Genomic DNA, 14,621 nt, shown 5'->3' with positions numbered 1-14,621 from the left:
TGCCGTATTCTATGCTGATACGGCATTTTTTGTGGCAAATATAGCATAATTTTATTTTATAAAACTTATTTAAAGTTTTGGATGTTGTTAAAAAACCTTATTAGAAAGGTTATATAAGATTAAATAAAGGAGCCAAATCATGTCTAAACAACAAATCGGTGTTATTGGAATGGCGGTCATGGGGCGTAACCTTGCGCTCAATATTGAAAGTCGTGGGTTTTCTGTTGCTATTTACAACCGTTCTAAAGATAAAACAGAGCAAGTTGTCGCCGAGCATTCCGATAAACAATTGGTTCCTTACTTTACGATTGAAGATTTTGTTAATTCTTTGGAAAAACCACGTCGTATATTAATTATGGTTCAAGCTGGTAAAGGGACTGATGCGGTGATTGATGAGTTACGTCCTTTACTCGATAAAGGCGATATAATCATTGATGGTGGTAATGCTTATTTTGAAGATACGATTCGCCGTAATAAAACACTCTCTGAAGAAGGATTTAACTTTATTGGTGCTGGTGTTTCTGGTGGTGAAGAAGGTGCACTAAAAGGCCCTTCGATTATGCCAGGCGGTCAAAAAGAAGCATACGAATTAGTTGCCCCAATCTTGGAAAAAATTGCCGCTAAAGTAAATGGCGAGCCTTGTGTCACCTATATCGGACCAGATGGGGCAGGTCATTACGTCAAAATGGCTCATAACGGTATTGAATATGGCGACATGCAATTAATTGCTGAAAGTTATTCTTTATTAAAACACGCAGTAGGTTTAAATAATGACGAGCTTGCTCAAGTTTTTACTGAATGGAACAAAGGTGAATTAGATAGTTATCTCATCGAAATTACGGCTGATATCTTTAAACATAAAGATAAAGACGGTAATTATTTAGTGGATGTGATTCTTGATGCAGCGGGTAATAAAGGAACGGGTAAATGGACTAGTCAAAGTGCTTTAGATTTAGGTGAACCCTTATCATTAATTACTGAGTCAGTATTTGCACGCTACCTTTCAGCAATTAAAGAGCAACGTGTTGTGGCATCTAAAGTTTTAAGCGGACCGAAGCAGGTTGCTTATTCGGGAGATAAACAAGCGTTAATTGAAAAAATCCGTAAAGCACTTTATATGGGTAAAATTATCTCTTATGCTCAAGGTTTCGCTCAATTAAAAGCCGCTTCTCATCAATATCAATGGAACTTGAATTATGGTGAAATTGCGAAAATCTTTAGAGCAGGTTGTATTATTCGTGCTCAGTTCTTACAAAAAATCACTGATGCCTATGCGGCGAATAACGAGATTGATAATTTATTACTCGCTCCATACTTTACGCAAACCGTTGAAGCTTATCAACAATCACTGCGTGATGTTGTGTCTTTAGCTGTACAACAAGGGATTGCTGTGCCGACATTATCTGCCGCTATAGCATATTATGATAGCTATCGTTCAGCAGTATTACCAGCTAATCTAATTCAAGCACAACGAGATTATTTTGGTGCTCATACTTATAAACGTACCGACAAAGAAGGTGTTTTCCACACGGACTGGTTGAATAATGAGTCATAAAATATAAAAAATCACTCCTGTTTGACAAAATAAAGTGCAAGTGAGTCTTGCACTTTTTCTTTGTGCTTGAAATTTCTTTGCAAAACAACCTTTCTTATCTTTAGGCTTTACATATCAAAAGACTTGTCGTACTTGGCTTGAAGCGTGTCAAGTAATTTAATTTCGTAAAATATCTAGAAAAACACAATATATGGTGTATAATCTCAATATATCTACTATATATAGTATTATTTAAGCTATGTGAAAATCTCTGTCTATCTCAAAAAACACTTAATATTCTTACGAGAAACGAATAATTCTTAATAATTACAATGAATATTAATATGTGAACTAAACCTTGCCCCAGCGCTAATTATTAATGAATATTGAGGAGTATATATGCCTGTAGTTATCAAACGCGATGGTTGTCAAACTGCATTCAATGAGACTCGAATTAAAGATGCTATAGTTAAAGCTGCGGTTGCAGCGAATGTTAATGACCCGGATTATTGTGCTGACGTTGCTCGTATGGTGACCAACCAGATGAGCGAGCGCGAAAGCGTTGATATCAACGAAATTCAAAATGCTGTTGAAAATCAATTAATGTCAGGCCCTTATAAAAAATTAGCGAGAACTTATATCGAATATCGTCACGACCGTGATCGTGCTCGGGAAGAACGTAGTCGTTTAAATCAAGATATTCGTGGGCTAATTGAACAAAGTAATGTGGCTATTTTGAACGAAAATGCCAATAAAGATAGTAAAGTGATTCCAACTCAGCGTGATTTACTGGCAGGCATTGTGGCAAAGCATTATGCCAAACAGTATTTGTTACCAAAAGATGTTTCTCGTGCTCATGATATTGGTGAAATCCATTATCATGATTTAGATTATGCGCCTTTCTTTCCAATGTTTAACTGCATGTTAATTGATTTAGATGGAATGTTAACCAATGGTTTTAAAATGGGAAACGCTGAAATTGAACCACCAAAATCTATTGCAACTGCCACTGCGGTCACCGCACAAATAATTGCTCAAGTTGCAAGTCATATCTATGGTGGAACAACAATCAATCGCATTGATGAAATATTAGCGAAATTTGTAACCATCAGTTATCAAAAACATAAACAGATTGCTGAAGAATGGCATATTCCTAATCCTGAAGCTTATGCAGAAAGTCGAACACAAAAAGAGTGTTATGATGCGTTTCAATCGCTTGAATATGAAGTCAACACCTTACACACCGCTAATGGTCAAACCCCTTTTGTAACGTTTGGCTTTGGTTTAGGTACCAGTTGGGAATCACGTTTAATTCAAGAATCCATTTTAAAAGTACGAATTAAAGGTTTAGGTAAAAATCACAAAACCGCAGTTTTTCCTAAACTTGTTTTTGCTATTAAAGATGGTATTAATCGTCAACCTGATGACAAAAATTACGATATTAAACAACTTGCATTAGAGTGTGCAAGTAAACGCATGTACCCTGATATTTTAAACTACGATAAAGTTGTTGAAGTGACTGGTTCATTCAAAACACCTATGGGATGTCGAAGCTTCTTAGGTGTTTATGAAGAAGACGGTGAACAACTTCATGACGGTCGTAATAATTTAGGTGTGATTAGTTTAAACTTGCCACGTATTGCCATTGAAGCAAAAGGTAATGAAGCAAGCTTTTGGGAACTTTTAGATAAACGTTTAACGCTTTGCAAAAAAGCCCTGATGACACGTATTGCCCGTCTGGATGGCGTTAAAGCACGTGTTGCACCAATTTTATATATGGAAGGGGCATGTGGCGTAAGACTAAAAGAAGATGATAGTGTATCTGAAATTTTCAAAAATGGTCGAGCTTCAATTTCGCTTGGTTATATTGGACTTCATGAAACTTTAAATGCGTTATATGGCAATCAAACACATCCTTTTGATAGCGAAATTTTACGAGAAAAAGGTGTAGCTATTGTTGAACATTTACGTAAAGCGGTTGAGCAATGGAAAGAGGAAACCGGTTACGGATTTAGTTTGTACAGTACACCAAGTGAAAACTTATGTGACCGTTTTTGCCGTCTTGATACAGCTGAATTTGGTGTTATACCAGGAGTGACAGATAAAGGTTACTATACCAATAGTTTCCATTTAGACGTTGAGAAAAAGGTCAATCCGTACGAAAAGATTGAGTTTGAAAAAGCGTATCCTGCGGTGGCAAATGGTGGGTTTATCTGTTACGGTGAATATCCAAATATGATTAACAATGTTAAAGCGTTAGAAGATGTTTGGGATTATAGCTATTCTCGAGTACCTTACTATGGTACTAATACGCCAATTGATGAATGTTATGAATGTGGTTATACCGGTGAATTTTCATGTACCAGCAAAGGGTTTGTTTGCCCAAGTTGTGGTAATCATGATTCGGCTAAAGTCTCAGTAACTCGCCGTGTTTGTGGGTATTTAGGTAGTCCCGATGCACGTCCATTTAATGCAGGTAAACAAGAAGAAGTTAAACGTCGTGTTAAACATTTGGATAATGGGCAAATTGGTTAAAAAATTATTACCTATTTATGAACTATCATCGTTACTATCCTGTTGATGTTGTAAATGGTGAAGGTACTCGATGTACGCTTTTTGTTGCTGGCTGCGTTCATCAATGTCGTGGCTGCTACAATAAAAGTACATGGTCATTAGATTCGGGTTTACCATTTACACAGTCAATAGAAGATCAAATCATCAAAGATTTACAAGATACAGAAATAAAACGTCAAGGATTATCGCTTTCTGGCGGTGATCCTTTGCATCCTCAAAATGTGCCAACAATTTTAAAATTGGTCAAACGTGTAAAAACAGAATGTGATAACAAAGATATTTGGCTTTGGACAGGCTATAAACTTGATGAGTTAACACCCGAACAACAGGCTGTTATCCCGTATATTGATGTCTTAATTGATGGCAAATTTGTTCAAGAACAAGCCGATCCAAAGTTATTATGGCGAGGAAGCAGTAATCAAATTATCTACCGCTTCAAATAAATTTTAGCCAATAATTATTGATCTTTGTGTAAATTTAAAAGATAAGAAATCGCTTCCCGATAATTAATTTCAAGATTTTCGCTACTTGATGAAGTAATATGCAAATCGGTAATCTTACCATTATCAATGCCATACACCCAACCATGCAAATTGACTTTTTGACCGCGTTGCCATGCTGATTGAATAATGGTTGAATGACCTAAATTATAAACCTGTTCAATAACATTTAATTCGCATAATATATCCATGCGAAGTTCTGGCGCAAATTTACCAAGTAGTGAACTATTTCGAAACCATAGGTCACGAATATGTAACAACCAATTATTGATTAAACCGAGATCTGGATTTTCGACTGCAGCTCGAATGCCCCCACAGTCTAAATGACCACAAACGATAATATCTTCAATTTTTAGCACATCAACAGCATATTGCACGACCGATAAACAGTTAAGATCTGTGTGAATTACTTGATTACCGACATTTCTATGGACAAACATCTCTCCTGGTTTGAGTTTGATCAGTTTTTCTGCTGGAACACGGCTATCCGAACAGCCGATCCATAAAAATTTAGGGTTTTGTTTAACTGCAAGTTGTTTAAAAAATTCAGGGTCTTCCTGCTCAATCTTTTCTGACCATTCGTGATTAAAACGAATTAAATCGTTTACGTCAAACATAATAATTATTTCCTAATTTATTTCATCGATATGATTAAACTAATTTATTATTTAATTAACAGTATGCAGTCTAATATAATTTATTCCATATTTATATGCTGAATTTTACTTTTCATGATTAATTTACGCCAAAAAGGGGTAGTTAATATTTTGGCTTTGACTATTTTACTGTATAGCTTTAATCGTAACGGCAAAGTTTTAAAATAATATCGTTTATTTGGATCGGGATCAGTGCTATTTAAGATCTTACTTAAAATCTCGGCGCTATCAAGCGCATAACTAATGCCCTCTAAAGAACTGGCACTAATAAATCCTGCTGCTTCACCGATTAAAAAAATGTTCTCGTTTCCTGTATAAAAATCACGAAAGCGGTTTGGATAAATCACTAAGCATTTTTCTGTCTTATGAGGTTCTCCGAAAATAAATCCTTGCTGAGCTAATTTTTTTTTCAGATTTTCAAAATGTTGATTGGCTGTTTTTTTGGGAAATGCGCCACCAAAAATAAATGACCCGTCTTTTGAAATGCTCCAAGCATAACAATTGGTTGATTGATTATCAAAAATACAAGAATAAAAAGGATGGGGATGCTTTTCTGCAAACCATTGTTGTATAGCAACATACTGTCTTATTGAATGGGAAGGATAGCGCATTCGTCTGACTAGTGAATTTGCGCCATCTGCGCCAACAACATAACGAGTTGTGATTTTATGCTCTATGTTATTTTCATCAAGATAAGTAATTTGATAACCTTCTATAATACGCATTACTTCTTTACATAATGCATTGTGATGCACTTCAACAGAGGGTGGAATCAGTGATTTCAACCATAAATCGAATTTATGCCGATCGAAACTAACATAAGTACGTTGATAATTACGAATAAGATTAGTCTGTAGATCATAAGTTTTTACGCTGAAAATTTGCGGATCAGACAAAATATCAGTAGGTAAATTCAGTTTTTGCCGAATAAATGATTTTTGTGCATCATTAGCGAGTAATCCACCACAAGGTTTATGAAAACCTGCATTACCGGATTGATGTTTTTTATCAAATGCAATAATTTTAAATGATGGGCTAAGTAAACGTGCTAAGGTACTGCCTGCAGGTCCAAGACCTACAATTGCGATATCATAATCCATACTATTAAGTCAGTTATCCTATAAATAATAAATTGGGTCTATGTTATCATATTTGGATTTAATATTACTATTATGTATGCGGTTTAGGATATGTGATTTGTCTTCAAATGATCGGTAAATAGACCTTTTTGTAAAAAAGCTAGTTCAGTTCAGCTAATCTAAAAATTTATGTTGAAAGCAAGTTATATTTTTTTGCTTTGATTAGAGGGAACAAATGAATTAAAAAAGTCTCCGATTAATTGAAAAAATGGATTTTTATTACATAAAAGTCAATAAAATTTAACCGTTATTAAATGGCAATAAAGAAGAGTGAAAACCAGATAATTTTTTAATAACGGAATAAATTGATGTAATAACCTATTGAATGTAAGTTAACGATTATATTTCCATGGTTTTTAAAAATGCCTGATTCAACTCGTCAAAAGGTAAGGGGCGACTGATAACGATTAACTTCGACACTTTCTCTTGTTCATTTTGCCAAGGCGAACCATAATCAAATCCGACTACTTTATGAACGCCTTGCACTATTAAACGTTGAGCATTCCCTTTGATAGCCAGTACACCTTTATAACGCAACATGTCATTACCATATTGCTCAACAAGTTGTTCCATAAATGAACCTATCTTTTTTAAATTAAGTTGTTTTGCTTCGAAAAGATAGGAACAGATTTCATCATTTTTAAGTGAATGAGATTTTTTTAACGGAATGAGTTTAAAGCCTGATTGGTGTTTTGGGCTTGTGTCAATGACAAACAAGCCTCGATTAATGGTGAGTTCATCACTCAAATCGAATGCGTGAATATCTAGCCATGAGGATTTTGGAAGTTGACCATTAACCGCTTCAATTATCATTGCCTTATGATTAATATGGTGAAGTCGGTTTATAACGTGATTTTTTTGTTCTTCATCAACACAATCTGTTTTTGTTAAAATAATGCGATCTGCAAAACCGATCTGTGAAAGGGCGACTCGATGATCATCAAGATGTGTTAGTATGTGTTTAGCATCGACTAAAGTGACTATTGCATCTAATTGAATCGTTTCCCGAATCAATTCATCAATAAAAAATGTTTGTATGATTGGCGCAGGATCAGCAAGGCCTGTCGTTTCAATAATAAGACGATCGAACTGTAATTCACCTGCGATGCGTTTAGCGTGCAGTTGATGTAGTGCCTCAGTTAGTTCGCCTTGAATGGTACAACAAATACAACCATTAGTAATTTCGACAATTTGAATATCCGTGCTGACATTAAGCAAATTACTGTCAATATTCACCAGCCCGTATTCATTTTCGATAATAATTGTTTTTTCGTTGCGGTTATTTTCTAATAAATAATTAATTAGTGTTGTTTTTCCTGCACCAAGAAAACCTGTTAATATCGTGACAGGAAGTAAAGAAGAATTAATTTGCTCAGTCATGACATATTCTTAATTGTTAACAACATTTAAACCCACCTTTGCCTGAATAACGTGCTTCTTGGCGTTCTTTAAAAAACTCTTCATAAGTCATTGGCGTTTGTTCTGGATGGGTCAACTTCATATGTTGAACATAAGTATCATAATCGGGAATACCAACCATTAACTTAGCGGCTTGTCCAAGGTACTTACCAGCTTTTGCGAGTGAATCAAACATGTGTTTTCTCTTAAATAAAATTGTTTTTTGTGTTTTTTGTTAAGTAATAATATCACGCTAAATATGACAAATTTAATGGTGATTACTCTAAATAACAGTACTTAACTATAAGGTGCTTGTTTATTTGAGTCAATCATTGTTTAGCAGGGATTTTATCAATTCATAAACAATATGGGAAAGTTTTTAACAAATCCCTTTTGAAAATAATGATAAGGTTGGTTTTTTTGAATATCTTATAAAATTCATTTATCTATTAGCAAATAACTTTTATAATATTTGCCAATTTATCAAACATAAGAGTTAACAATGGAAAAGTTTCACGTTACAGGTCCAACCTCACTTAATGGCGAAGTCGTTATTTCTGGCGCTAAAAATGCAGCGCTTCCAATTTTATTTGCAGCGATTTTAGCTGAAAAACCAGTTGAACTTCAAAATGTGCCTAAATTGAAAGATATTGATACGACTTTAGAATTATTAAGTCAGTTAGGTGTCAAATGTCAACGTAATGGTTCGATTCATCTTGATGCGCGTCATCTCGATAACTATTGTGCTCCTTATGAACTTGTTAAAACAATGCGTGCATCAATTTGGGCTTTAGGACCGTTGGTTGCGCGCTTTGGACAAGGGCAAGTTTCGTTACCGGGTGGTTGTGCTATTGGCGCCAGACCTGTTGATTTACATATCACTGGCCTACAACAATTAGGCGCAACAATTACCTTAGATGAGGGCTACGTTAAGGCTTCGGTTGAAGGACGATTAAAAGGTGCTCATATTGTAATGGATAAAGTAAGTGTTGGCGCTACCGTCACTATTATGTCTGCTGCCACCTTAGCAGAGGGTAAAACGATTATTGAAAATGCAGCTTGTGAACCAGAAATAGTTGATACAGCCAAATTTTTAAATATGTTAGGGGCAAAAATTAAGGGGGCAGGAACTGTTCGTATCGAGATTGAAGGTGTTGAGCGTTTAGGCGGTGGCGTACACGAGATTGTTTCAGACCGAATTGAAACTGGTACTTTCCTTGTTGCAGCGGCAATATCCAAAGGTAAAATTACATGTCGTAAAACCGATCCAACGCTACTTGATGCCGTCATTGCTAAGTTGAAAGAAGCTGGTGCAAAAATTGAAACCGGCAAAGATTGGATATGTTTGGATATGGAAGGTAAACGTGCTAAGGCGGTCAATATACATACCGCACCACATCCTGGCTTTCCAACAGATATGCAAGCTCAATTTTCTCTATTAAATATGGTTGCACAAGGAACGGGAATTATTAAAGAAACGATTTTCGAAAATCGATTTATGCATGTACCTGAGCTTGTGCGTATGGGTGCCAGAGCTGAAATTGAAGGTAATACATTAATTACGCACGGTGTTGAAAAACTAAGTGGAACGCAAGTCATGGCAACTGATTTACGCGCTTCAGCAAGTTTAGTTCTTGCGGGCTGTATCGCTGAAGGTTCAACTATTGTTGATCGTATTTACCATATCGACCGTGGTTATGATAATATAGAAGATAAATTGAGAAAATTAGGCGCTAAAATTGAAAGGATTAAAGTAAATTAATCCTATCAAGTCTTTGTGATAACGGTTGATATGTTAAAAGGAGAACAATAATGACTAAACAAGCATTAGTATTCTTATCTGAAGGTTGTGAAGAAACTGAGGCCGTTACCACTATTGACTTATTGACCCGTGCAGGTATAAAAGTTATTACTGCAAGTATTTCTCATTCACGTGAAGTTGCGTGTTCTCGTGGGGTAACTATCCTTGCACAAAAAGTATTTTCCGAAATTAAACACACTGATTTTGATGTGGTTATCTTGCCGGGTGGTTTAAAAGGTGCGGAAAATTTTCGTGATTGTCCTGAATTAATCGAAAAATTAAAACAAACACATCAATCAGGTAATATTGTTGCGGCCATTTGTGCATCTCCTGCAATGGTTTTACAATATCATCATTTATTCCCTCATGCTTATATGACTGGTTATCCAACAACTAAAGATGCATTTAAACATTGGAAAGCCGAAAGAGTATACTTTGACGAACAATATAAAATCATTACTAGCCAAGGTCCTGCGACTTCAATTGATTTTGCTTTAAAAATTATTGATGCTTTATTAGGTAAAAATAAAGCGGCTGAAGTTGCTGAACAGTTAGTACTACCATCAGGAATTGAATCCTATCAATAAATAGGTATCAAATGTCAAATTCACATTTGTACGAAAAATTAGTTAAAAAAGCGACATTAAGTGCCGTCTTAATTTCTATTTTCTTAATTACTATCAAATTAGTTACGTGTTGGTTCACAGGTTCAATTAGTTTATTTGCTTCACTGCTTGATTCAAGTATAGATTTAATCGCATCCGGTCTAAATTTCTTTCTTGTGAGATATGCATTAAAACCTGCTGATGATGATCATACTTTTGGTCATGGTAAAGCAGAATCACTTGCTGCTTTAGCACAAAGTACGTTTATTATTGGATCAGCGACAATTTTGCTTCTTTCCAGCATTAAATCAATCGTTCATCCTACAGCACTTGAGGTTCCATTATTTGGTATCATCGTGTCTGTCATTTCGACAGTCATTACTTGTGTCTTAGTGTTATATCAACGATATGTGATAAAAATTACGCAAAGCAAAGCAGTGAAAGCAGACATGCTTCATTACTCTTCGGATATGTTTATGAATGTCGCAGTAGTAATCGCACTCTGTTTAAGTTGGTATGGCATTACTTATGCAGATGCTGTATTTGCTTTTTTTATCGCTTTATTCATTTGCTATAATGCTTACCATATTGCCTACAATGCTATACAAGATTTGCTTGATCGCGCATTGCCTGATAGTGACAACCAAAAAATAGCAGAAATTGTGGCATCATTTCCACAAGTACATGGTTTTCATGATTTAAAAACCAGACAAGCAGGACCTGTAAAATTTATTCAATTACACATTGAACTTGATGATAACATGCCATTAGTAAAAGCGCATGCCATAACCGATGCGGTTGAAAAACATCTTGCTAATGAATTTGCGCCTGCCACAGTCATTATTCATCAAGATCCTATATCGGTTGTTCCTGCTGAAAAAATGAGTGATAAATTATAACCAAAAATAGCTTTTATATTCTATTGTTAGATATCTGTTAAAACTCTATAATAGTTAAAAGTTAATTATTATTTGGAGTTATGTTGTATGATAAAAAAAATTGGTATCTTAACCAGTGGTGGTGATGCGCCAGGGATGAATGCTGCGATTCGTGGTGTGGTTAGAACGGCATTAACGGAAGGATTGGATGTTTTTGGTATTCATGATGGATATTTAGGGCTTTGTGAAGATCGAATTACTCAATTAGATCGTGCTAGTGTGTCAGATATTATTACACGAGGCGGTACATTTTTAGGTTCAGCGAGATTTCCTGAATTTAAAGATAAAGAGGTGAGAAAAAAAGCAATAGCGAATCTGCAAAAACACCAAATCGATGCATTAGTAGTCATTGGCGGTGACGGTTCTTATATGGGAGCAATGCGATTAACTGAAGAAGGATTCCCTTGTATTGGTTTACCCGGCACAATTGATAATGACATTCGTGGCACGGATTATACAATTGGCTATTTTACTGCACTTAGCACCGCCGTCGAAGCTATCGATAGATTGCGTGATACTTGTTCTTCTCATCATCGTATTTCAGTGATTGAGATTATGGGACGTGATTGTGGTGATTTAACTTTAAATGCAGCTGTGGCTGGCGGTTGTGAATTCATGATTATCCCTGAAGTTTCTTATACTAAAGAAGACTTAATTGAAGAAATTAAACTCGGTTTTGCTAAGGGTAAAAAACATGCTATTGTAACTGTTACTGAGCATATGTGTGATGTTAATCAGCTTGCAGCTGATATTGAAGCTGCTGTACATCATGAAACTCGAGCTACTGTGCTTGGTCATGTTCAACGAGGTGGTTCACCGGTTCCTTACGATCGTATTTTAGGTTCTCGTATGGGGGCTTTCGCTGTCGAGTTGTTGCTACAAGGTCATGCTGGACGCTGTGTAGGTGTACAAAATGGTAAATTAGTTCATCACGACATCATAGAAGCAATTAATACAATGAAACGTCCGTTTGATATGGAATTATATAATGTTGCTAAACGTCTATTTTAGAATGTACAGTAATCTTTAAAAATATCAACAAATGGTAAATCAAATGAAGGTGAATAATTGAATATAATGGGAATATTACGTTTATATCAAAAGTTCACCTATGAAATATAAAATGATGTGTTAATGGATCAAGTTAATTACCGTTCTACTTTTTAAATTTATATGATTTAAAAAATTTCAATATAAATTCAACAAAGTTAATATTATCCATAAATAATCGATAAAAATCATGTTAACGAAGGGTCGTTAACTCCGAAAAGAATAACTGCAAAATCTAAATAAAATTCCTTAATATAAATAAGTTGGTAACATCATAAACAAATAATTTTACACTCTATACTTATTATCCCAAATGTAAGGAGAAGCGTATGTCACTTATCTATAAAGAAGACCCAGAAAGATTTTATATTCTTGATAATGATAAAGAAATAGCAGAAATGACATTTTCTCGTATTGGTCAAGACAAAGCGACAATTAATCACACTTTTGTGGATTCAAGTTATCGTGGTCATGGTTTGGCTGATAAATTACTCGATCTTACTGTCAAAAAATTAACTGAAGAACATCGAGAAATCATTCCTATCTGTTCGTTTGCTGCAAAGAAATTAAATAGAGAACATTAATACAATCTAACATTTCTTTGATAACTGTTTATCTTCGTTTTTATAAATACTTATTATTGTCGTTTAATTATATGATACAGTATAGAGAATTATATATTTTCTATCATTACTATTAAAAATGACAACTGTAAAAGCTCAAAAAATTCACTCCATCCACGTATTACGCGGCGTTGCAATTATGATGATTGTCTTCAGTCATTGCTTAGGTGTATTTATCAATAATAAAACCTTAATTGAAAATAGTTATCTTTACTCGTTTTTAAATTTATTTGCTTTTAATTTCACAACTTTTTTTGTGTTAATTGCAGGATTTCTATTTCAACATTTAACTTACAAATATAATACAAAAACATATTACTTATCCAAATTTAAAACGGTTGTCTGTCCTTATATCTCTGTATCTATATTTTGTTTTCTTTTTTTTCATTATCAACAATTATCACAATTGCCGTTTTTTTCTGTTACGCAAACGAGTGTTATAAGTCAGATTACTATCATGATGCTAACCGGTTCGCAGTTATTACCGCTCTGGTTCATCCCAATGATTATCATTATTTATATCATGGCGCCTCTGTTTTATAAGTTATCACAAAAGAATTTGATTGTTGCCGGTCTGATATGTATGTTTTGGGTTGTTATGTTCACAAAACCTGACTTTACTAAACCCCTACTAAATTTATTACATTATGGCCCTGTCTATTTAATCGGAATGATGACTAGACAACATTATGAAACAATCATCAAAGCAATTAAAAATAACTTATATCTGATTATGGCTTTTTTAGGATTGTGCTTTTTTGTCACTTTTGTTGGGCGTTATGTTGATAATCTTGGTGTCGAAAAACTTTGGCTTGATACGTTGCAAAAAATTATCCTATTTATGTTAGCACTCTATTTTTTAGATAGATTGAATCATAAAACGAATGACGGGATGGTTTATAAATTTTTCTCATTTATGGCTAATATAAGTTTTCCAATTTATTTTATTCATCAAATAATCATTATTGAGCTTTTAAAATTAATTCAAGTTTCACAACTGGGCAGTATTCTTAAAACAGAAAATGGTGAATTAGCTGCAATTGTTGCAGTTTGTTTATTAATATTCACATTGGCGTTCAGTGTGCTGGTTGCTTGTATAATAAAATTTATATTAAAAGATAAATCAGTTTATGTCATAGGTAGTATTCGCTAACGTTAACTTTAATTAAGCTTGGATAAAAAAATTATGGGTTTAAAAAATAAAAAGGATTGCCACAACAGTTTTTTTAAATAAGAAGCATTAAGTAAAGTAATTATTGTTGCTATGGTAAGGTGAATGAATAGAAATGTAATGATAATTATCTAGCAAATTGTTTTTGCAAGACCTTATCAGTTTGGTTTGTTTTATGTCAAAAATTTATCGTAAATGGCTTTGAATAAATATGAAACAAACGCACAAAAATTTGAAATAATTGCTTGCATGATTTTTTTAAGGCTCTATAATGCGCATCCACTGACACGGCGTCAGCGAAAGCAGGCGGAACAAGAGGTTAGTGAGCAGGATCAAAAATTTTGAAAAAAGATCTTGACGAATAAAAAGGTGTAGCGTAGTATACGCAGCCCTTGAGACAGTAAAAGCGAAAAAAAACTGTCAGCTCTTTAAAAAGAAGAAACAGACAATCTGTGTGGGCACTTGCGAGACGAAAGAATAAAGTCTACGGACTGAAAAAATTAAGTCTTGATAAGTGACACTGAAGATTCATTTGAATATGTCAGAGACAGTTATTGAGCATCAAACTTTAAATTGAAGAGTTTGATCATGGCTCAGATTGAACGCTGGCGGCAGGCTTAACACATGCAAGT

General features: G+C 34.5%; 13 protein-coding genes and 1 rRNA gene. 10 read left to right on the top strand and 4 right to left on the bottom strand.

Features of this window, described 5'->3' with window-relative positions; genetic code table 11:
• Positions 1 to 139: 139 nt before the first annotated feature.
• From gndA to nrdG, 3 genes are all read left to right on the top strand, one after another.
• On the top strand, positions 140 to 1,555 hold the full coding sequence (gene gndA / locus J3U14_RS04165) for an NADP-dependent phosphogluconate dehydrogenase (RefSeq protein WP_267350448.1): 1,416 nt from the start codon (positions 140 to 142) through the stop codon (positions 1,553 to 1,555).
• 378 nt (positions 1,556 to 1,933) lie between these two features.
• Positions 1,934 to 4,069 (top strand): anaerobic ribonucleoside-triphosphate reductase, encoded by a 2,136-nt coding sequence (gene nrdD, locus J3U14_RS04160; protein WP_267350450.1) that lies wholly within the window; start codon positions 1,934 to 1,936, stop codon positions 4,067 to 4,069.
• 17 nt (positions 4,070 to 4,086) lie between these two features.
• Positions 4,087 to 4,551 carry an anaerobic ribonucleoside-triphosphate reductase-activating protein gene (gene nrdG / locus J3U14_RS04155; protein ID WP_267350452.1) on the top strand — a complete coding sequence of 155 codons (465 nt, stop codon included), beginning with the start codon at positions 4,087 to 4,089 and terminating at the stop codon, positions 4,549 to 4,551.
• Between the two features lie 14 nt (positions 4,552 to 4,565).
• Here the strand turns inward: nrdG and can are convergent, their stop codons facing one another.
• The 4 genes from can to J3U14_RS04135 all read right to left on the bottom strand — a co-directional run bounded on the left by can (position 4,566) and on the right by J3U14_RS04135 (position 7,997).
• Positions 4,566 to 5,225 carry a carbonate dehydratase gene (gene can, locus J3U14_RS04150; RefSeq protein ID WP_065558670.1) on the bottom strand — a complete coding sequence of 220 codons (660 nt, stop codon included), beginning with the start codon at positions 5,223 to 5,225 and terminating at the stop codon, positions 4,566 to 4,568.
• Between the two features lie 80 nt (positions 5,226 to 5,305).
• Positions 5,306 to 6,364: an FAD-binding protein gene (locus J3U14_RS04145; RefSeq protein ID WP_267350454.1), complete on the bottom strand. Its 1,059-nt coding sequence runs from the start codon at positions 6,362 to 6,364 to the stop codon at positions 5,306 to 5,308.
• Between the two features lie 378 nt (positions 6,365 to 6,742).
• Positions 6,743 to 7,783, bottom strand: a complete 1,041-nt coding sequence (locus J3U14_RS04140) for a CobW family GTP-binding protein (RefSeq protein ID WP_267350455.1) — start codon at positions 7,781 to 7,783, stop codon at positions 6,743 to 6,745.
• Positions 7,784 to 7,799: 16 nt separating this feature from the next.
• Entirely contained in the window at positions 7,800 to 7,997 is a 198-nt protein-coding gene (locus J3U14_RS04135) for a YbdD/YjiX family protein (RefSeq protein WP_065558673.1), read from the bottom strand.
• 306 nt (positions 7,998 to 8,303) lie between these two features.
• Between J3U14_RS04135 and murA the strand changes: the two genes are divergently transcribed.
• The 7 genes from murA to J3U14_RS04100 all read left to right on the top strand — a co-directional run.
• On the top strand, positions 8,304 to 9,563 hold the full coding sequence (gene murA, locus J3U14_RS04130) for a UDP-N-acetylglucosamine 1-carboxyvinyltransferase (RefSeq protein ID WP_267350456.1): 1,260 nt from the start codon (positions 8,304 to 8,306) through the stop codon (positions 9,561 to 9,563).
• 50 nt (positions 9,564 to 9,613) lie between these two features.
• Positions 9,614 to 10,189, top strand: a complete 576-nt coding sequence (locus J3U14_RS04125; protein WP_267350457.1) for a DJ-1 family glyoxalase III — start codon at positions 9,614 to 9,616, stop codon at positions 10,187 to 10,189.
• Positions 10,190 to 10,200: 11 nt separating this feature from the next.
• Positions 10,201 to 11,106 carry a cation diffusion facilitator family transporter gene (locus J3U14_RS04120; protein WP_267350459.1) on the top strand — a complete coding sequence of 302 codons (906 nt, stop codon included), beginning with the start codon at positions 10,201 to 10,203 and terminating at the stop codon, positions 11,104 to 11,106.
• Positions 11,107 to 11,193: 87 nt separating this feature from the next.
• The gene (gene pfkA, locus J3U14_RS04115; protein ID WP_220216427.1) at positions 11,194 to 12,156 is read left to right on the top strand and encodes a 6-phosphofructokinase; all 963 of its coding nucleotides are present in this window, start codon (positions 11,194 to 11,196) and stop codon (positions 12,154 to 12,156) included.
• 368 nt (positions 12,157 to 12,524) lie between these two features.
• Entirely contained in the window at positions 12,525 to 12,779 is a 255-nt protein-coding gene (locus J3U14_RS04110) for a GNAT family N-acetyltransferase (RefSeq protein ID WP_267350462.1), read from the top strand.
• 118 nt (positions 12,780 to 12,897) lie between these two features.
• A complete protein-coding gene (locus J3U14_RS04105) occupies positions 12,898 to 13,971 on the top strand; it encodes an acyltransferase family protein (RefSeq protein ID WP_267350464.1) in 1,074 nt (357 codons plus the stop codon).
• A 588-nt stretch (positions 13,972 to 14,559) separates the two neighbouring features.
• Positions 14,560 to 14,621: ribosomal RNA gene (locus J3U14_RS04100) — 16S ribosomal RNA — on the top strand; the annotation flags it as partial.

This window comes from Gilliamella sp. B3801, assembly GCF_026536645.1.
GTDB classification, from domain to species: Bacteria; Pseudomonadota; Gammaproteobacteria; order Enterobacterales; family Orbaceae; genus Gilliamella; species Gilliamella apicola_I.
The sequence above is the reverse complement of the archived record's forward strand: the minus strand, read 5'-3'. Positions and strand labels throughout refer to the sequence as shown.

Coding starts and splice junctions, on each gene's coding strand:
- gndA (WP_267350448.1), top strand. CDS start 140: ATGTCTAAACAACAAATCGGTGTTATTGGAATGGCGGTCATGGGGCGT.
- nrdD (WP_267350450.1), top strand. CDS start 1,934: ATGCCTGTAGTTATCAAACGCGATGGTTGTCAAACTGCATTCAATGAG.
- nrdG (WP_267350452.1), top strand. CDS start 4,087: ATGAACTATCATCGTTACTATCCTGTTGATGTTGTAAATGGTGAAGGT.
- can (WP_065558670.1), bottom strand. CDS start 5,225: ATGTTTGACGTAAACGATTTAATTCGTTTTAATCACGAATGGTCAGAA.
- J3U14_RS04145 (WP_267350454.1), bottom strand. CDS start 6,364: ATGGATTATGATATCGCAATTGTAGGTCTTGGACCTGCAGGCAGTACC.
- J3U14_RS04140 (WP_267350455.1), bottom strand. CDS start 7,783: ATGACTGAGCAAATTAATTCTTCTTTACTTCCTGTCACGATATTAACA.
- J3U14_RS04135 (WP_065558673.1), bottom strand. CDS start 7,997: ATGTTTGATTCACTCGCAAAAGCTGGTAAGTACCTTGGACAAGCCGCT.
- murA (WP_267350456.1), top strand. CDS start 8,304: ATGGAAAAGTTTCACGTTACAGGTCCAACCTCACTTAATGGCGAAGTC.
- J3U14_RS04125 (WP_267350457.1), top strand. CDS start 9,614: ATGACTAAACAAGCATTAGTATTCTTATCTGAAGGTTGTGAAGAAACT.
- J3U14_RS04120 (WP_267350459.1), top strand. CDS start 10,201: ATGTCAAATTCACATTTGTACGAAAAATTAGTTAAAAAAGCGACATTA.
- pfkA (WP_220216427.1), top strand. CDS start 11,194: ATGATAAAAAAAATTGGTATCTTAACCAGTGGTGGTGATGCGCCAGGG.
- J3U14_RS04110 (WP_267350462.1), top strand. CDS start 12,525: ATGTCACTTATCTATAAAGAAGACCCAGAAAGATTTTATATTCTTGAT.
- J3U14_RS04105 (WP_267350464.1), top strand. CDS start 12,898: ATGACAACTGTAAAAGCTCAAAAAATTCACTCCATCCACGTATTACGC.